This window comes from Leptotrichia buccalis C-1013-b (assembly GCF_000023905.1).
GTDB classification, from domain to species: Bacteria; Fusobacteriota; Fusobacteriia; order Fusobacteriales; family Leptotrichiaceae; genus Leptotrichia; species Leptotrichia buccalis.
This window is the reverse complement of record NC_013192.1, coordinates 522,142-541,175: the sequence shown is the minus strand read 5'-3', so window position 1 is coordinate 541,175 and position 19,034 is coordinate 522,142. Positions and strand designations below refer to the sequence as shown.

Annotated in this window: 15 protein-coding genes; all 15 read right to left on the bottom strand. The window is 31.5% G+C overall.

What is annotated here, in order from left to right:
• Positions 1 to 49 precede the first annotated feature (49 nt).
• Positions 50 to 1,276, bottom strand: coding sequence for a MalY/PatB family protein (locus tag LEBU_RS02555; RefSeq protein WP_012806597.1), 1,227 nt, complete (start codon positions 1,274 to 1,276; stop codon positions 50 to 52).
• Positions 1,277 to 1,309: 33 nt separating this feature from the next.
• Positions 1,310 to 2,050: a hypothetical protein gene (locus tag LEBU_RS02550; protein WP_012806596.1), complete on the bottom strand. Its 741-nt coding sequence runs from the start codon at positions 2,048 to 2,050 to the stop codon at positions 1,310 to 1,312.
• On the bottom strand, positions 2,043 to 3,164 hold the full coding sequence (locus tag LEBU_RS02545; RefSeq protein WP_012806595.1) for an ATP-binding protein: 1,122 nt from the start codon (positions 3,162 to 3,164) through the stop codon (positions 2,043 to 2,045). The genes LEBU_RS02550 and LEBU_RS02545 overlap by 8 nt, the downstream gene beginning before the upstream one ends.
• A gap of 25 nt (positions 3,165 to 3,189) precedes the next feature.
• Entirely contained in the window at positions 3,190 to 3,684 is a 495-nt protein-coding gene (locus tag LEBU_RS02540; RefSeq protein WP_012806594.1) for a pyridoxamine 5'-phosphate oxidase family protein, read from the bottom strand.
• A gap of 39 nt (positions 3,685 to 3,723) precedes the next feature.
• Positions 3,724 to 5,394, bottom strand: a complete 1,671-nt coding sequence (locus tag LEBU_RS02535; RefSeq protein ID WP_012806593.1) for a formate--tetrahydrofolate ligase — start codon at positions 5,392 to 5,394, stop codon at positions 3,724 to 3,726.
• 893 nt (positions 5,395 to 6,287) lie between these two features.
• Complete coding sequence (locus LEBU_RS02530) at positions 6,288 to 6,467, bottom strand: hypothetical protein (protein WP_012806592.1); 180 nt, start codon at positions 6,465 to 6,467, stop codon at positions 6,288 to 6,290.
• 192 nt (positions 6,468 to 6,659) lie between these two features.
• Positions 6,660 to 11,039, bottom strand: a complete 4,380-nt coding sequence (locus LEBU_RS02525; RefSeq protein ID WP_012806591.1) for a PolC-type DNA polymerase III — start codon at positions 11,037 to 11,039, stop codon at positions 6,660 to 6,662.
• Positions 11,040 to 11,071: 32 nt separating this feature from the next.
• Complete coding sequence (gene sufU / locus LEBU_RS02520) at positions 11,072 to 11,512, bottom strand: Fe-S cluster assembly sulfur transfer protein SufU (protein ID WP_012806590.1); 441 nt, start codon at positions 11,510 to 11,512, stop codon at positions 11,072 to 11,074.
• Positions 11,513 to 11,700: 188 nt separating this feature from the next.
• The gene (locus tag LEBU_RS02515) at positions 11,701 to 12,906 is read right to left on the bottom strand and encodes a SufS family cysteine desulfurase (protein WP_012806589.1); all 1,206 of its coding nucleotides are present in this window, start codon (positions 12,904 to 12,906) and stop codon (positions 11,701 to 11,703) included.
• A gap of 88 nt (positions 12,907 to 12,994) precedes the next feature.
• Entirely contained in the window at positions 12,995 to 14,122 is a 1,128-nt protein-coding gene (gene sufD / locus LEBU_RS02510; RefSeq protein WP_012806588.1) for a Fe-S cluster assembly protein SufD, read from the bottom strand.
• A 36-nt stretch (positions 14,123 to 14,158) separates the two neighbouring features.
• Positions 14,159 to 15,571: a Fe-S cluster assembly protein SufB gene (gene sufB, locus LEBU_RS02505; protein ID WP_083767540.1), complete on the bottom strand. Its 1,413-nt coding sequence runs from the start codon at positions 15,569 to 15,571 to the stop codon at positions 14,159 to 14,161.
• 28 nt (positions 15,572 to 15,599) lie between these two features.
• A complete protein-coding gene (sufC, locus tag LEBU_RS02500) occupies positions 15,600 to 16,346 on the bottom strand; it encodes a Fe-S cluster assembly ATPase SufC (RefSeq protein ID WP_012806586.1) in 747 nt (248 codons plus the stop codon).
• A gap of 243 nt (positions 16,347 to 16,589) precedes the next feature.
• Positions 16,590 to 17,480, bottom strand: coding sequence for an immunity 49 family protein (locus LEBU_RS02495; RefSeq protein ID WP_012806585.1), 891 nt, complete (start codon positions 17,478 to 17,480; stop codon positions 16,590 to 16,592).
• 38 nt (positions 17,481 to 17,518) lie between these two features.
• On the bottom strand, positions 17,519 to 18,043 hold the full coding sequence (locus LEBU_RS02490) for a hypothetical protein (RefSeq protein WP_012806584.1): 525 nt from the start codon (positions 18,041 to 18,043) through the stop codon (positions 17,519 to 17,521).
• A gap of 131 nt (positions 18,044 to 18,174) precedes the next feature.
• Positions 18,175 to 18,987 carry a pyridoxine/pyridoxal/pyridoxamine kinase gene (pdxK, locus tag LEBU_RS02485; RefSeq protein WP_012806583.1) on the bottom strand — a complete coding sequence of 271 codons (813 nt, stop codon included), beginning with the start codon at positions 18,985 to 18,987 and terminating at the stop codon, positions 18,175 to 18,177.
• Positions 18,988 to 19,034: the final 47 nt, after the last annotated feature.

Genomic DNA, 19,034 nt, shown 5'->3' with positions numbered 1-19,034 from the left:
ATTATACCACAATACCCCTAAAAAAGTAAATTATAAATTAGTTTATTTTTTACTTATTCTTGCAAAATTTAGGAAATTCAATTTTTAACACTTCATAAAGCCTTTCCAGCATTTTTTCCAAATATTCTGTTGGTACAGCCAGATTTACTCTCTCAAATCCGCCTCCAGCTTTCCCAAACGTATATCCTTCACTAAAAAATATTCTTGCTTTTTTATTCATAAACTCTGCAAGTTCTTTATTTTTAAGCCCCAACGACCGAAAATCCAGCCATTGTAAATAAGTCCCTTGAATTAACAGGGCTTTTAAATTGATAAACTTCTCTTCAAAAAATTTATTTACCAATTTCTGATTTTTATCAATCAACAGCAAAAATTCATCCAGCCATTCTTCTGCTTCTGCATAAGCCAGTTCACATGCCTTATATGATAATGTTGCAAAAACATGCATAGACATTTTTTCCATTTCAGCCTTAAATTTTTTACGTAGTTTCTCATTTTTGATAATTATATTTGAGATTCCTGCTCCAGCTAGATTAAAACTCTTTGTAGGGGCAGTGCATGTTATTGTAATCTCAGCAAATTTTTCTGATAAAGTCTGAAAAACCGTATGTTTATGCCCAGCCATCACAATATCAAAATGAATCTCATCAGAAATCACAATCAAATCATTCTCAACCACAATTTTCCCAATCTTTTTCAAATCTTCCCTGCTCCACACAATTCCAAGCGGATTATGAGGACTGCACAAAAGTAGTACCTTATTATTTTCATCCTTTGCAAATTCCTCAAACTTCTCAAAATCAATAGAATACTTGATTTCCCCATTCTCATTTTTACTCTCAACTAAGCCACAATCCACCAATTTTCTCTTATTTGAAGTAATCGCACTATAAAACGGATAATAAACAGGCGTAAACATAATCACACCTTCATTTTCCTTCGCAAAAGCCTTAATTGCAACATATATAGCTGAAACCACGCCAGGAGTACACAAAATCCAGTCTTTTTCCACCTTAAAACCGTGCCTTCTCTCCATCCAGCCTATAACAGCCTCATAATATTTAGGATAAGTCCCCGAATACCCTAAAACCGCTTCATCAATATATTTTTTCATTCCTTCTGTTATCTCAGGAGCAATCTTTAACTCCATATCCGCCACAGAAAACGGAACAATATCGTCTTCCAGCTCTGGAAGCACTTCATACATCTGTTCCCATTTATACGAACCTTGCCCTTTTCTACTTAGGATTATTTCAAAATCATATTTTTTTGACATTTTTTCACTTCTTTCTTTTTAAACGAATTTACATTAAATTTTTAGTTTTTCCTGTAATTTTTCAATTTCATAATATTCATTTAGAAATATTGGTATTGATGGATAAATCTTTACTTTATTTTCCTCTTTCAATAATTCATTTTGAAATTTTAATATTTTATTTTTTTCTACATCCTTAAATTTCATTTCCAATATGTTTTCTGAATTATCAATGTAAAAGTTTATGACTTTTTTATATTGAGATTTAATAGCTTTCATTCCCATATTTCCAGTTTCGTTTTTTATTTTCTTTTTAAAGTCCGTAAAATCTTCTAATTTTTCTTCAAAGTTATTTTTTTCATAAATATAATTGCAACCAATAGGTTTATGGTATGCCTCTATCATCGGAAAACTTAAATATAACTTACCATTCTCAGTTTCATTTTCAAAAAAACTGTTTATTTCTGATATTTCATTTATTCTTTCATATATTTTTTCAATATTTTTATATTCTTCATTTAATTTTGAATGTAAATCATAATCAAAAAATAAATATACATAAGATATTTCACTTGCTTTAAATTCTTTACTGATTTTATCTGAATATTTGTATTTTATATATCTGATAATGTCCATATTTTCATCATACTTTTCTTTAATATCTTTATAAAAAGCATAAATTGTTCCAATTTTTGCCCAAATAACTTCCCCTTTTATTTGAAATTTTTCTACTACGTGCTCTATAAGTTTTTTATCAGGATCTTTCCCTTCCGTAAGCATCAAAATTTTACTCATATTCAAATACCTCTGTACGATACATTTTTTCTATATTGTGGTATTCCTCTATTTTTTTATCAGTAATTTCTGAAAATTGTTTAATTTTACCTTTATCATTTAAAACAAAATAACAGTCTGGACGTAAAATTTCATTATCTATCAAACTTGTCGAATGTGAAGATAATGCTACTTGTTTTATATTGTCATTTGAAAATAATCTTTCAAGTATGAATTTTGATAATGAATAATGAAAATAGGCATCAAACTCATCTATAAATAAAAAACTTACGTTTTTTATGGAAATTTCCATCCAAAAAAATAACAATGCCAAAATTTTAGTTCCACTTGAAGCAATTTTATAAAAATCCACTTGTTTTCCTGACTTAAACTCTATCAGTATTCTATCCTCATTTTGTACTAATTTTTGCTTTATTCCAGCTTCTTCTAAAAATTTCTCAAATTCTTTAACTTTATTTAAATCTATTATCCCTTTTAATATTTTCTCGCTCCCATTACTATAACCCATATATGTATTGCCTTCCTGCAAGGAACGAATCCATAACATATTGTCAATGAAATCAAAAAATTTATATAATGCCTTTTCTTTTATAAGCAAGATATTTCCTTTAATATACTTTACTAATGATATTTTTTCAAATTCATTAACAGATAAATCCTTATTAAAATTTTCAAAATTTTTAACATATTCTTCTATTTCAATTTTTACTATTTTTTTATTTTTGTTATACTCAATGCATAATTTATCGTTTATATAAAGTTTTTCTTCTACTATTGTTTCACTGTCAATTTTTTTATATTCATACTTTACCCTATCACTATCAAATTGAAAAATGTAGCAAAAAAAAGCATTATCTTTATTGCTTAAATTATAATTTAAATAATTTTTGTATTCATTAAGTCTTTTCTCTTTATCTGTTAAATGGTTAATAATATCAAAAATTGCAAGCCCGACATTTGATTTACCGCTTCCATTTTTTCCCAATATCAACATTTTAGAAATTATATTATTTTTTATTACATTTTCTTTAAAATTATAATTTCTAATATTTCCAAAGTCCAATGTAATATCTTCAAAATTTTTAAAATTTTGAACTGTGAATTTTTTTAACATCTTCCCTCCTCACATCTTTTTTTCTCTAATCATGCTCCTTACAGCTCATCTCCTCAACTACAAGTTTAAACACACAAACTGTCTTCAACATTCTCTCATCAAACTCCCATTCTGTTTTTCCGGTATTATGCTTCATCAGTTCCAGCAACGCCTTTATTTTTTCCTGCGAATTTTCAATAATCTCAACTTTCCCATTTCCGATTACACTTTGAAATCTGGCGGTATAATTGCAGGCTTTATCACCTTTTGTGTAAATTTCGTGATTTGTGTCAAGTTCAAATCCTGCATAGTTATTTTCTTTTATTATATCAAGTTTTCTCCCTGTTCTTGTACCATGAAAGTAAAATGTATAGTTTCCGTTTTCTTCGGTAAAGCCAAAATTTAGTGGGACAATGTAGACTTTTCCGTTGTCATTTAAGCCAAGACGGCAACAGTCACAGGCTTTTATAATTTCTTTTATTTTTTCATTGTCTGTAATTTCTCTGTCCCGTCTTCGCATTTTTACTTTTGTATTTTCCATTTTTATGTTTTTCCATTCTATTATATCTGTATATTAAATTTAAAATAATCCTGAAATCACCCCATTTTCATCAATGTCAATTAACTCTGCCGCTGGCTTTCTAGGTAACCCCGGCATATCTATAATTTCTCCAGCCATTGCCACCAAGAATCCTGCTCCAGCTGATAATCTTACTTCATTGATTGTAATTGTGAAGCCTGTTGGCCGTCCTAGCAGATTTGGATTATCTGACAATGATTTTTGTGTTTTTGAGATACATATTGGCAATTTGTCATAGCCGTTTTCTACGTATTTTTTAATATTGTTAAGTGCTTTTGGTGCAAAGTTCACTCCATCCGCTCCATAAATTTCTTTTGCAATTTTTTCTATTTTTTCCTGAATCGACAAGTTTAAATCATAAAGTGGAGTATATTTTTTATCTGATTTTTCATTCTTTTCAATAGCGTTCATAACTTTTTCCACAAGTTCTTTTCCACCTTCTCCACCTTTTTCCCAAATTTCGCAATTGGCAACTTCCACGTCCATTTTTGCACAAAAGTCTTTTATCACTTGAATTTCAGCGTCAGTATCAGTTATAAATTTGTTGATTGCCACAACAACTGGCAAATTGTACTTTTGCATGCTTTCAATATGTTTTTCAAGATTTACAAGCCCTTTTGTCAATGTTTCAATATTTTCCGACTTCAAGTCCTTATCTCCGCCGTGATGCTTTAACGCACGAACTGTCGCAACGATTACAATAACATTTGGCTCCAAGTTCCCAAGCCTAGCTTTTATATCCAAAAATTTCTCAGCCCCCAAATCAGCCGCAAATCCAGCTTCCGTAACCACATAATCCGACAATTTCAAAGCCATTTTTGTAGCCAGCAACGAATTACATCCATGTGCAATATTCGCAAAAGGCCCACCGTGAATAAATACAGGTGTGTTTTCCAAAGTCTGTACCAAGTTAGGCTTTATCGCATCTTTTAGTAATGCCGCTACTGCCCCTTGAATATTGAGCTGCTTAACTTTAAGCATTTCCCCTTTTCTGTTATATGCAAAAACTATTTCGCCAATTCTTTCCTTCAAGTCAGTAATAGAGTCGGCAAGACAGAAAATCGCCATAATTTCTGAAGCAACTGTTATCTGAAACGAATTTTCACGAGGCACGCCATTTACCTTTGGCCCAAGCCCAACAACAATACTTCTCAAATTTCTGTCATTCATATCAAGCACACGTTTAAAAGTAATATTATTCACATCAATATCAAGTTCATTTCCAAAATGTATATGATTGTCAATGCACGCAGAAATCAAGTTATGTGCAGCCGAAATTGCGTGAATATCCCCTGTAAAATGTAAATTTATCTCTTCCATAGGTACCACTTGCGACATTCCACCCCCGGCAGCTCCACCTTTCATCCCAAACACAGGCCCTAAAGACGGCTCTCTAAGTGCCGCAATCGACTTATATCCAAACTTGTTCAACGCCTGAGTCAATCCAACAGTAACAGTGGACTTTCCTTCCCCCGGAGGCGTAGGAGTGACAGCCGTCATCAAAATCAATTTCCCATCTTTTTTCCCTGCATTTCTCTTTAACACTTCCAAACTAACCTTAGCCTTATACTTCCCGTACGGCTCAAAATCATCCTCTGTAAGTCCAATACTTTCTGCAATCTCACCGATTTTTTTCAATTTCGCATTTTGAGCAATTTCAATATCTGTCATCCTTATATCCTCCTATATTTTTTATTATTTATATAAAAATCGAAAAAGTCATGTTAATTAAGAGACTTTTCCGATATTCATTTATAATTTGTTCACTTTTTATAACTTTTTCTTTAGAAATTCATATTAGTTCTTAACTTCTACAACTGAGGCTATTTTTCTAAATTAACCTACAATTCTAAATAACATTATATTATCATAAATACATCATATTATATCTTTTTATAAATGTCAATATTTTTAACTGCAATTCGTCTTTTTCATTTTTCAAAAAACCTGTCTTTACAAGAATAAATACGAGATTTAACCTTCAAATTTGGAAGAATGTAAAATAACGGAGAATTAAATTATATTAAAGATAACAGGCAAAATAGAGATAAAATTTTATAACAATTAATTTGGTAGTTTTGTGAATCTAATTTTTAAGTATCCATACAAGATTTTCATAATAGGGTTGTTTAATAGCCAATTCATAATCATTAAATTAAATTATTTTTTAGATATTTTGATTAATAAATATTTTTTCATATTACTATGTTTTTTCTTTTTATTTTCGTAGGATTGCTCATTGCCGCAAATCCTACAACCTATGGCTAGTCTACGACATTTTTCTGCACTGACAAAAAACTCGCTATGCTCAGACAGTTTTGCCAGCACAGAAAAATGCTCCGACGGATTATTTATACTAGAATCTGATTGAAAAATGAAAATTATATTTTAATTATTTGAAAATATTAGATTTATACCCCTTATCAGAAAAGTTTGTAATAAATCCGATACTTAAACCAAAAAAGACAGGAACACATTCCCCTCATCTGGAAAGCCCCCTGTCCTTCAAATTCATTGTTTTTAAACTGCCGTTATTCGTCTTATCTCTTTCATATCACACATAGCTAGTATGTTCTGTTTCCGTATCTATCCTTGCAGTAATACTCACCACTAGCCCTCCTATAACATGTTTCTCCTCTTTCAGCATCTTCTCGATTTATTCTATCCCATCTTTTTGCATCAAACAGCTCACACCCCACAACAGACATTGCAAGAATAATCATCAGTAAAATTTTCTTAAACATCGCACATCATCTCCTTCTGTTTTAAATATCCGTGTCAAATTATTATTTCATTTTATGTATTAACTGCTTATGTTTTTATATTTTTATTTTACAATATTTTATGTTGGAATACAAGGTGTTTCTGTATTTCTTCAATTTGTTATTTTCAAAATTTTATTTATATTGAAAACGGAATTAATTTTGTATTATTTTCTAAAATAATGTCTGCTGATTTGTTGCTGACAAATCCTTCAAACATCCATATTCTTTCATCAGTTCCACAATCGTTTTATTCAATTTTGTACGTTTTACTAAATCTTCGATTGATAAAAAGTCAACTTTTCGTTCAGAAACAATATTTTCAGCAACAGCTTCTCCTAGTCCATCCATTGCGATTAATGGCATTCTGATTTTCCCGTCCTGTATTGTGAAAAGTTTCGCTTCAGATTTATAAATGTCAATTTGTTCCAGCTCGATTTTACGGTAGTGCATTTCAATTAAAATTTCATACAAAAATAATTCTTGTTTTTCCTTCACATTTAAAGTTCCTTTTCTGTCCAACTCCATTTTTGCCTGTTTCAAGTCTTCTACTGGTCTGAACATTGTTGTCATTTTAAAATCTCCGACTTTTCTATTTAGGAAAGCTGTATAAAATTCGATTGGGTAATGGACTTTGAAGTAGGCGATTCTCACTGCCATCATTACATAAGCCACAGCGTGTCCTTTCGGAAACATATATTTTATTTTTTCGCATGAATCAATGTACCACTGCTCTACACCGTGTTCCTTCATCGTTTTAGAAAATTCCCGCCATTTTTCAGGATTTTTCGTAGGCTGTCCTTTTCTGACAAACTCCATTATGGAAAAGGCTAATGATTTATCCAGTCCATCATCAATCAGTTTATTCATAATGTCATCCCGCACCGTGATAATCTGACTCAAGGTTGCAATTCCACTTCTTACGTAATCCTGTGCATTATTCAGCCAAACGTCTGTTCCGTGTGAAAGTCCAGAAATTCTGACTAATTCCGCAAAAGTTTTTGGACGTGTGTCAACTAGCATCTGTTTTACAAAAGATGTACCAAATTCAGGTATTCCTGATGTACCTGTCGGAGAGCCGATTTCATCTGGAGTTACACCAAGTGCCTCTGTACCGCTGAATAAACTCATTACTTCCTTATCATCAAGCGGAATCGTATAAATATCAACACCTGTCAAATCCTGTAAAATTCTAAGTGTTGTCGGATCGTCGTGTCCCAGTATATCCAGTTTTACAAGCTGTTCGTCCATTACGTGATAATCGAAATGGGTTGTTTTTGAAGTAGCTTTCATATCATTGGCAGGACGCTGGATTGGGCAGAAATCGTAAATTGACTTGTCTTTCGGAACTACTATCATTCCGCCAGGATGCTGTCCAGTAGTTTTTCTCGCACCTTCACAGCCTTTTGCAATTCTCATAACTTCCGCTTTTCTTTCCTTTATTTCAGGCGTTCCTTCCACTTCTTCAAGATACTTTTTCACATATCCAAAAGCATTCTTTTCAGCAAGCGTAGAAATCGTTCCCGCACGAAAGACATTGTCGCTTCCAAACAGCTCTTCCGTATATTTATGAATTTCCCCTTGATATTCCCCAGAAAAGTTCAAGTCAATATCTGGCACTTTATCTCCATTAAATCCCATAAATACTTCAAATGGGATGGCGTGTCCATCTTTTATATATTTTGTACCACATTCTGGACAATTTTTATCAGGATAGTCAACTCCGCTTCCTTCCTCGTTCATAAATTCCGTATGCTTACATTTAGGACATCTGTAATGTGGATAAAGTCCGTTCACTTCGGTAATTCCCATAAGATAGGCAACTATTGAAGATCCAACTGAACCACGTGAACCTACAAGATAACCTGCATCCACCGATTTATGTACAAGTTTTTGTGCAATCAGATAAAGTACCGCAAATCCATTTTGAATAATCGAATTAAGCTCTTTTTCCACTCTTTCCTTCAAATCTGGGTCAATATTTTCGCCATAAAGCTCTTTCAGCTTACTATAAGTCATTTTCCTTACTTCATCTTCAGCACCTTCAATTTTCGGCGGATAGAATCCAGTCGGAATTGGTCGCACTTGTTCTATCATATCACTGATTCTATGTGTATTTTCCACAACGACTTCCTGAGCCGTTTCTTCTCCCAAATATTTAAACTCTTCCAGCATTTCTTCAGTAGTTTTGAAATAAAGTTTTCTGTCAAAAAATTCATATTCTTTAACACCTTCTGCAACTTCAGTTTTCCACATCGTTCCACTTCCCAGAAGCAAGACATTTCTGTTAATTACTTCACGTTCTTCCAGATAATGAGTATCTCCTGTCGCAACCACAATTTTATTCAGTTTTTTCCCAAGTTCGTAAAAATATTTGTTCATTTCCCTGATTATATCGTAATTTTCAATTTCCTTGCTTCTTTTTTCTACTCTGTCAGTATAATTTGCAGTAGGATGAATTTCAATGTAGTCATAAAATTTTGCTTTTTCTTCAATATCATCTTTTTCAGTTCCACGTAAATAAAGATTTACCAATTCACCCCTATTTCTTTCAGAAGCCGAAGCAGAACTTGCAATTAACAAATTTTCTCTCATGCTGTTTAATAAGCTTTTTGGTATTCTAGGTCTTCTTTTCCCGAAAAATTCTATATGTGAACGTGATACAAGCTCGTACAAGTCACGAAGCCCAGCCTGATTTTTTACCAAAATCATCGTATTCAATGTTTCAGAATTTTGAATATTCGGCTGTAAATCCGTATTAATTTCAATCAGTTTCAAAATTCCCTTACTTAAAATCATATTTAAAAATTTCTGAAAAACTTCCGCAGTCGCCTTCGCATCATCAACAGCCCTGTGATGTGTTTCAAGTGTAATTCCAAAATATTTTACCAAATTAGCAAGTCCATATCCTCTCAACTCTGGAAGCAATGTTCTAGCCAAGGGCAACGTATCAATTACGCTTGGGGAATACTCAAGTCCTTGATCAATAGTTTTTTGCTTGATAAATCCCACATCAAATTTCGCATTGTGAGCAACTACTGTCGTGCCTGTGCAAAATTCCAGAAATCTTGGCAACACAGTTTCTATTTTTTCAGCATTTGCAACCATTTCGTCAGTAATTGTTGTAAGTTCTGTTATTTTTTGAGGAATTGGAATTTCAGGATTTACAAATTCAGAAAATTCTCCAATAACTTCCCTTCCACGCATTTTTACAGCTCCAATTTCAATTATCTTGTCATTAAACGGATCAAATCCAGTCGTTTCAATATCGAATACAACATAAATTTCATCTTCAATCATCTTGTCCTTAGGATTTGTAATCAAGTCCTGCTCATCATCGACTACATACGCCTCCATCCCAAAAATAACCTTAAAATCCTCATTTGCCTCCTTAAATGCAAACGGAAACGAATGCACCACTCCATAATCTGTCACAGCAATCCCGCTATGTCCAAATTCTTTCGCTCTTTTTGCATAATCCTTGATTGACATAACTCCGCTCATTTCGCTCATATTTGTATGTGCATGAAGTTCTATTCTTTTTTTTGGAGCATTGTCTTCTTTTTTCACATCTTTGGAGTCAATGGCTTCCACTTTCTGAGTTCTTATATATTTTTCCCCAGTGTACATATCCGATTCAAATGTTCCTGTAACTTTTACCCAGTCGCCAAGTTTAACCTGAACATCTTTTTTTGTACTAAAGAAAATTCTGCAGCTAACGGAATTTGTATAATCTGTAATCATAAAATCACACATTAATTTCCCATTTTTAGTTTCTCTCATATCCAAATTAAAGATTTTACCTTCCAATGCAACATTTTCTCCATCATTCAAAATATCAAGCGTAGAAAAAGCCACTGCATCCATATCAGGAATTTGTTTTCGTCTAAATCCATTTCCATTATTATTACCATTATTGTTATTATTACTGAAATTTCCACCATTTGAAAAATTACTATTGCTATTCCCGTTGTTAAAATTTCCGTTACTATTTTCATATTGAGGCAATTCGCTCGATTTTATTGAATTTAATTCATTTTGAGCTTTTATTTTTTCTTTAATTTCTTTAAAATCCCCATTTACAAACTCAATTTTTATTAAATTGTCCACACAATCATGAATCCTTTGCGTAAGTCTGTCCTTAATTTCAACTCTTTTTGCCTCTTCTATCAAATGATGTGACGGCAATTTTATAAATATCGTATCTTCCAGATTTTCAACTTCATAACTTGCAAAAATGTACTGGTATCTCTGGCTTTCACATTTATAACTTTCAATTGCAAATTTTATAAAGCCAACAACATCCTTTTTTATCAGTTCTGAATTAATATCCATCTTCATCCGCAATTTCAATCCTTCAGATTCAAAATTTTTATAAAGCAGCTGTCTCAAATCCTGTATCTCATTATCCGCATTAAAGCTATTAACTTTTATAAACACCTGCATTTCTTTTTTTCTGGAAAATAGGCTAACATATTCAATTTCAAAATTTCTAATTTCATATTTTCTGGAAAAATCTTTCGAAGGCTTGATTTTCAAATACTTTGTACTCATTTTATCCCCTCAATCTCTGATTTAAACAAAATCTATTTTTCGTTTTTCTCTACAATAACTTTCAACGAATGCCAACTAAGCGTTGCACATTTAACTCTCGCAGGCATTTGAGCCACATACTCCATAAGCACCGCATCTCCCAGCTTTTTACTTTCCTCACCTGTCAATTTTTCTTCCTGCTTCATCATTTTAAAAAATAAATCCACTTTTTCCTTCGCCTCTTCCATTGTCTTTCCCTTTACCAAGTCAATTAGCATAGCCATAGAAGCCGTTGAAATAGCACATCCGCTTCCAATAAAAGCCGCATCTGTTATTACATCATTTTCATCAGTTTTTATTTCCAGCGTCAAGTCATCTCCACAGTTTGGATTATGTCCACGCTCTGCAAACGTCGGATTTTCAATTTCACGATTCAGTTCCTTACGTCTACTGTATTCCAGTATTGTCTGTTGGTATATTTTTTCTAAATTCATATTAAACCTCCTTTTCAATTATTTCTTTAGTAATTTGTAAAATTTATAAAGTCTTATTAAAAACATTTCTCAATTTTAACTTTTCTTATTTTTCTTCATTTTTGACAAGGAATCTTGCCTTTTTGCTTCGTAAACACTTTTATTATTTAAATTTCATAATTTTTTATATCTCTAATTTTTGTACTTTTTTATAATTCAAAAACTTCCTTCACTTTCAGAAGTCCCTCTATTAATTTATCAATGTCTTCTTCATTATTATAAATGCTAAAACTTGCACGACAGCAAGACGACACTCCCAAATACTTCATTAAAGGCTGTGCACAATGATGCCCCGAACGAACTGCCACATCATAAGAATCCAGTATAAATGCCACATCGTGAGAATGCACATTTTTTACATTAAAGGCAATAATTCCAGCACTTTCAACATTTTTGGTAAAATATGTTTCCACAAAATCCAATTTTTTCAATTTTTCCAAAGCAATTTTCGTAAGCGAATTTTCAATTTCATTAATTTTTTCGTAACTAATTTCTTCAATAAAATTAATTGCTTCTTCCAGAGTTACTGCACCTTCCACATTTTGAGTCCCGCCTTCAAACTTATTTGGAAGTGGTGCAAATGTTGATTCTTGCTCCGTTACAAACTCAATCATATCTCCACCGTATAAAAAAGGCGGCATTTTATCAAGAATATCCTTTTTTCCGTACATAACTCCAATTCCCATTGGAGTAAATAATTTATGTCCTGAAAATACAAGAAAATCTGCATCCAGTTCTTGAACATCATGTTTAAAATGTAGCATCGACTGTGCAGCATCCACAAGAATACGTATATTTTTATTTTTATTTCGTGCAATTTCAATAATTTCCTTTATTGGCTGAATAACTCCTGTAACATTTACCACAGCAGAAATAGCCACAAGTTTTGTTTTATCTGACAGTTTATTTTTAAAATCTTCAATATCAAATTGTCCATTTTCAGCAAGATAAACAAATTTTATCTTAGCATTTTTCTTTTTAGCTACAAATTGCCAAGGGACAATATTTGCGTGATGATTTGAAATTCCTAGAATTATCTCGTCGTTTTCGTTTATAAATTCCATTCCATAGGAATAGGCTATCAAATTGATTGATTCTGTCGTACTTTTTGTGAAAATCACTTCTTCAGGATATTTTGCATTAATAAATTTCTGTACAGTTTTACGTGCGTTTGCCATCAAGTTTGAGGCTTCCATAGACAAAGTATGCGAACCACGTCCTGGATTACCATTATATTTTTCATAATATTCCATAATTTTATCCAGCACTCTTTTTGGCTTTTGTGAAGTTGCCGCTGTATCAAGATAGTGATTATTTCTGTTCTTAAATATTGGAAATTCTTTTCTGTAATTCATTTTTCTCTCCCTATACAATTTTACCCACAAGCAATACAAAAATTATATCACTTAGTGGGTAATTTTTCAAATTCATATTTTTAAGTTCTTAAATTCTTCTTTCCAGTTCTTCAAATAATTTTTCCCTTAACTTTTCGTCATCAATGTTATCCATTATTGGACGGAACGAAGATTCTACTATTAATTTTTTTGCCCTTCCTTCAGAAAGTCCACGGCTCATTAGATAAAATAATTTTGATTCATCAACTTTTCCGACAGAAGCGGCATGTTCTCCGATAACGTCATCTTCGCTACAGAATAATGTTGGAATAGAGTCAGCCTTTATTTTATCATTTAACAAGATAGCAAATTCCCCTTCACGTCCTTCAGATTTACTAGAACCTTGCTTAAAGTAAAGGTTTCCACGAAATACTTTTTTAGCCGTATCTTTTACAGCCCCTCTTCCTTGAAGCTCTCCAATTGTTCTACGTCCACGGAAAACTACAGAATATTCCAAGTCCAGCTTTCTATCCTCATCAGCAAGGTATGCAGGCCATACATAAACTTCTGCTGAATCTTCCTCAAGATAAGATTTATGACTTATTGCATTAATCTTTCCACCTAGTTCAACGCTGTAATATTGAGTTTTTCCTTGTCCCAAAGTTTCTATCTTAGATGATTCAAAATTGGAACTATTTGTATTTAAAGTTTGTATTTTTATAATTTTTACTTCTGCATTTCGTCCTGTAAACACTTTTATAATCCCATTGTGATAAACTGGTGTATCATCTTCTGAATCATAAGTAATTATTACTGTAACTTTTGCAAAATCTTCCACTTCAATAACATTGTAGTCAACTAAAAAATTATTTTCTTTATTTGCACGATAATTTAAGTAAATTGGCTTTTCAACAGTTTTTCTCTCTTTTATTTTCAAATATTTACCTTCATTATAAAAAGCAAAGTTCTGTTTCTTGAAAAAATCTCCCAATCCATAATCATTATCGTTTTTCAAACTTTCAAGTTCTTGCAGGGAATCATTTATATTTTTTATAACAACTCCATCTTGATTTTCATTTTTAACTTCCAGATTATTAAATTCCTTAAAAGTTTCAGGCTCCTCATATTTGTAGCCAACCCTTTTCCAATTAACTTTTTCAAGTGTTTTATATTCTTCAAAAATTTTTAATCTGTAATCACTGTTATCAAGATTTTGTATGCTTGATTTTTCTAACATTTTTACTCCTCTCATTTTTTAAGCAATGTCTTTAAATTATCCAATAGTTCCTTCAAGTTCCAGCTCTATCAATTTATTAAGCTCTACAGCATATTCAAGCGGAAGCTCCTTAGAAATTGGCTCAACGAATCCTCTTACAATCATCGCCTTCGCTTCATCTTCACTGATACCTCTTGACATAAGGTAAAATATCGCTTCATCGCTTATTCTTCCAATTTTTGCTTCATGCCCAATATCTACGCTGTCGTTATTTATATCAATTATTGGTATAGTGTCGGAACTTGACAGATTATCCAGCATTAGCGATTCACATTCCACAGTTGACCTTGATCCTGTTGCTTCTGGCAATACTTTTAAAAGTCCTCTATAAAAAGCTGTTCCACCATTTTTTGAAATTGATTTCGAGTGAACAGTTGAGCTTGTCTGTTTTCCTTGGTGAATAATTTTACATCCTGTGTCAAGATATTGTCCAGCTGCAGCAAATGTAACTCCTGTAAATTCACATCTTGAACGATCTCCCTTTAAAATGCTCATTGGATAAAGCATGGAAACTCTTGAACCAAAGGATCCTGAGACCCATTCTATTACACCATCTTCTTCAACTAATGCTCTTTTTGTATTCAAGTTATACATATTTCTTGACCAGTTTTCAATTGTAGAGTACCGTAATCTTGCTCCTTTTTTTACAATCAATTCCACTGCTCCTGCATGAAGTACATTTTTTTTGTATTTTGGTGCTGAACATCCTTCAATAAAGTGCAAATCGGCTCCTTCATCTACAATTATAAGTGTATGCTCAAATTGTCCAGCTTCAGGCGCATTTAATCTAAAATACGATTGAAGTGGCATTTTTACTTTTACTCCTTTTGGTACGTAAATGAAAGACCCACCTGACCACACAGCTCCATGCAATGCGGCAAATTTATGATCATTAATTGAAATTAATTTCATAAAATGTTCCTTCATTATATCCTCGTATTCCACAATAGCAGTTTCAATATCGGTATAAATTACTCCTTGTTCTTCCAAATCCTTATGGATACTATGATAAACCACTTCTGAATCATATTGCGCCCCTACTCCTGCAAGCGATTGTTTCTCAGCCTCGGGAATCCCAAGTCTATCAAAAGTATCTCTTATGTAACTTGGTACGTCATCCCAGTTTTCATTCATAGGTGCCGAATCAGGCTCTAAATAATGCACAATATCATTCACATCAAGATCTGACAAGTCAGGACCCCAATCAGTCATTGGCTTTGAATCATAAACTTCTAGCGCTTTTAATCTAAATTCTCTCATCCAATCAGGCTCATTTTTTCTATCTGAAATTTTATTAATAATTTCTGCTGTAAGCCCCTTATCAACTTTATATCTGTAATGCCCTTCATCTTTTATATCATATACACCACGCTCAATATCCGCAACATACGTTTTTTTTCTATTTTCCATTTTTCCCACACTTTCTATCCTGTATTAATTATAATCCCAAGTCTTTTTTCATTTTAGCATAACCATCTTTTTCAATGCTTTCCACTAATTCCTGTCCACCTGTCTTAACAATTTTTCCATCCATCAGAATATGAACAAAATCAGGCTTCATATATTCAAGAACCTTATCATAGTGTGTAATTATAAGCAAAGCCGTATCCTTAGTCTTTAATTTTTGGACTCCTTCAAATACAATCTTTGTTGCGTCAATATCAAGCCCAGAATCAGTTTCATCCAGAATAGCCAATTTTGGCTCTAAAACTGCCATCTGTAAAATTTCATTCTTTTTCTTTTCTCCACCAGAAAATCCAACATTTAAATGTCTATCCGCATATTCAGGATTAATGTGAAGTTTTTCCATTTTTTCCACTAATTCATTATGAAATTGCATTAAATACTGCTTTTCCCCAGTAACAGCCTCTTTTGCAGTTCTCAAAAAATCCTCTACTGTAAGTCCTGGTATTTCCTCAGGATATTGGAATGACAAGAAAATACCTTTTTTAGCTCTTTCGTCAACAGCATCTTCATTAATATTTTCTCCATCCAAAATAATTTCTCCATCAACAAGCTCGTGTTTTGGATGTCCCACAAGAATACTTGCAAGTGTAGATTTTCCTGCCCCATTAGGACCCATAATTACATGAACTTCTCCTTTATTTATAGTCAAGTTCAGTCCTTTTAAGATTTCCTTCCCCTCTACTTCAGATTTTACGTTTTTCAATTCTAACAAACTCATATTAATTTTACCTCCAAAATTTTTCTAAATATATCTAATATTTCACCAAACTTAATCAAATCAAAAATTTGAGTGAAACATATCAATTTTTTAATTATTTCGTAAACTGATTTTATCATAAATTTATTTGTTTATCAAATCAAATTGTACTTATATATTTTATCAAAAAATTGTAATAAAATCAATTGTGAAAATAATTTATTTATATTTTTCTATATAATAATTTGTATTTTAATATTTAAATTAAGTAATCGGTACAATTATTGAGTAATCTTCTGTCCATTCTTTCCATTTTTCAGGTGTCAATGTTACCAAATCTATTTTTTTCATAAAATCGTATGGTTCTTCATAACTTTGTAGTGAGGTATTATCAATTAAATTTTTAGGAGCCATTTTATCATTAATTCCTAAGTCAAATCCATGTAATAATGCTATTTTAGAATACATTAATACATAAATATTCAAATAAAAACTATAATTAATATCTGTATCAAAAAGAATTTTTTTAGCTATTTTAGGTTCTAATAATTTATGTATTGCTCGTTTCATTTTTTCTGTATTTTTATTTACTAATGCTTCAAAAAACATAAAATCATATTTTGTATATGCATAATAACTTTTAGTTAATGGTTCTTCCAAATATTTTTTGCTTCTTTTTTCTACTTCTTCAAAATCTCCTAATAGTGCTAAAATAGTTGTTTTTGATAAAAAAGAATTTCGATGTAAATCTTTTGATTTTATATAGGTGTTCTCTTTTGAATTAAAATCATTTGAAGTTATATAGTTTAAATTATTTTTTAAAAAACTTATCCATTCTTTATTATTTGACATAATTAATCCAAATAAACTATAGCTAGCCTTATAAAGTTTTGATTCTTTAGAAGTTCCTAAAATTTTTAATTTTTCTGAAATATGGCAGTTTAACCTAAAAGAATTTAAATTATTTTCTATCAATAAATTTTTTGAAGCAAGTACTTTATACTCTGATGATAATGTTCTCATACAGGATAATTGATTTCCCTTTTTATTTTTAATGTAATCTATACATCTTTTTTCCATTTCAAAATCAAATTTATAATCAGATAAAATTTCATAATTTTCTTTGAACTTTTGTTCATCAATTAAAACATTCACATATATTCCTCATTTCCACTCTAATTTTTATTATTTGCTTAATCTGAAAAATCACATCTTTCCAACTGTTCCATTGCATGTTTCCTTATCATTTCTTCATCACTCTGCAAGAGTAATTCCAGCTTTTCTTTCGCCTTAAGAGTATTAATATCTCCCAAAGCAAAACAGCATTTTCTCACTAATGCAAAATTATCATCCCAACTATATTTTTCAAAATTTGAAATTGCCAGTTCGTATATACAGTCTATTGTAGAAGGTAATTCTAGTTGCTGGAGATAAAACACTATATCTTCATGTTTTCCATGCCATTCTTCTTTTGTTAATTTGCATAAAATATCAACAAATTTTTCACTATGTAATTCAAACATATATATTGCTAAAATCAAAGTATTTATACTTTTTCCATTTTTTTCATTATATGCTTTCTCCAACTCTGTTTTTATATACTCTATTCTTTCATCATCATTTTTAAAAAACTCTTTTTGTAACTGTCGAAAATTTATTTCTTTTCTATATTTTTTCAACATTAAATTTTTCAGTTTTTCAAGACTAATTTTTTCCATTATTTATATTCTCCTGTTGATTTTCAGATAAAAAAATTTTATTTGTATAAGTTAAAATTTTACAAAAAAAGTATCCTCTTAAACACCTACTCCAAAGAGAATACTTTTTAAAAACATATTTTTATTACTTATTATTTTAAAGCAAATGCCTTGTGATTTAAAGGTCCAGTATAGTTGTTTAATTTAAAGGACTGTTTCAAGGCTTCTGTGATTAATTTTTTTGTAGTGGAGACTGCTTCGCTTACTGTGGCACCTTTTGCCAGTTCTGCTGTGATTGAGGCGGAGAAAGTACATCCTGCACCATGATTCCATTCTGTATCAATTTTTTCAGATTCAAAAAATTCAAAATCTTTTCCATTGTATAAGAAATCAATTGATTTTTCTCCAGCGAAAAACTTTCTTCCTTTTATAACAACATTTTTTGCACCTAAGTCACATATTTTTTTAGCTGCTTCCTTAGCTTCCTCAAGCGTGTCAATTTTTTCCATTCCAGCTAACTGTGCGGCTTCAAATAAGTTTGGTGTAACGACAGTTGCGTAAGGCAGTAAATGTTTTTTCATTGCTGTTACATTCTCTGGAAAAAGATTTTCAGTTGATCCGCTATTTACTTTACAAACCATAACTGGATCTATTACAATCGGATTTTTTAAATCTTTCAAGACAGAACCCACATATTCAATAATTTCCACCGTTGGAAGCATACCAGTTTTTAATGCATCCACTCCAATTCCATTTACAACAGTATCAATTTGTTCTTTTATAACATTCAATTCAATTGGAAAAACTTTGTGAGCCCAGCTATTTTTAGGATCCATTGTAACAATAACTGTTAGAGCGTTCATTCCATACACTCCTCTTTCCTGAAACGTCTTCAGATCCGCCTGTATACCAGCTCCTCCGCTTGTATCAGATCCTGCAATTGTTAATACTTTTTTTATAGACATTTTGGTACCTCCTGTTTTGTATTTTAATTATTTCAGTTTCAAATTAT

Coding starts and splice junctions, on each gene's coding strand:
- LEBU_RS02540 (WP_012806594.1), bottom strand. CDS start 3,684: ATGGAAAATACAAAAGTAAAAATGCGAAGACGGGACAGAGAAATTACA.
- LEBU_RS02550 (WP_012806596.1), bottom strand. CDS start 2,050: ATGAGTAAAATTTTGATGCTTACGGAAGGGAAAGATCCTGATAAAAAA.
- LEBU_RS02525 (WP_012806591.1), bottom strand. CDS start 11,039: ATGAGTACAAAGTATTTGAAAATCAAGCCTTCGAAAGATTTTTCCAGA.
- LEBU_RS02530 (WP_012806592.1), bottom strand. CDS start 6,467: ATGTTTAAGAAAATTTTACTGATGATTATTCTTGCAATGTCTGTTGTG.
- LEBU_RS02490 (WP_012806584.1), bottom strand. CDS start 18,043: ATGGAAAAAATTAGTCTTGAAAAACTGAAAAATTTAATGTTGAAAAAA.
- sufU (WP_012806590.1), bottom strand. CDS start 11,512: ATGAATTTAGAAAAAATATACCAACAGACAATACTGGAATACAGTAGA.
- sufD (WP_012806588.1), bottom strand. CDS start 14,122: ATGTTAGAAAAATCAAGCATACAAAATCTTGATAACAGTGATTACAGA.
- sufB (WP_083767540.1), bottom strand. CDS start 15,571: ATGGAAAATAGAAAAAAAACGTATGTTGCGGATATTGAGCGTGGTGTA.
- LEBU_RS02535 (WP_012806593.1), bottom strand. CDS start 5,394: ATGACAGATATTGAAATTGCTCAAAATGCGAAATTGAAAAAAATCGGT.
- LEBU_RS02515 (WP_012806589.1), bottom strand. CDS start 12,906: ATGAATTACAGAAAAGAATTTCCAATATTTAAGAACAGAAATAATCAC.
- LEBU_RS02555 (WP_012806597.1), bottom strand. CDS start 1,276: ATGTCAAAAAAATATGATTTTGAAATAATCCTAAGTAGAAAAGGGCAA.
- pdxK (WP_012806583.1), bottom strand. CDS start 18,987: ATGTCTATAAAAAAAGTATTAACAATTGCAGGATCTGATACAAGCGGA.
- LEBU_RS02545 (WP_012806595.1), bottom strand. CDS start 3,164: ATGTTAAAAAAATTCACAGTTCAAAATTTTAAAAATTTTGAAGATATT.
- sufC (WP_012806586.1), bottom strand. CDS start 16,346: ATGAGTTTGTTAGAATTGAAAAACGTAAAATCTGAAGTAGAGGGGAAG.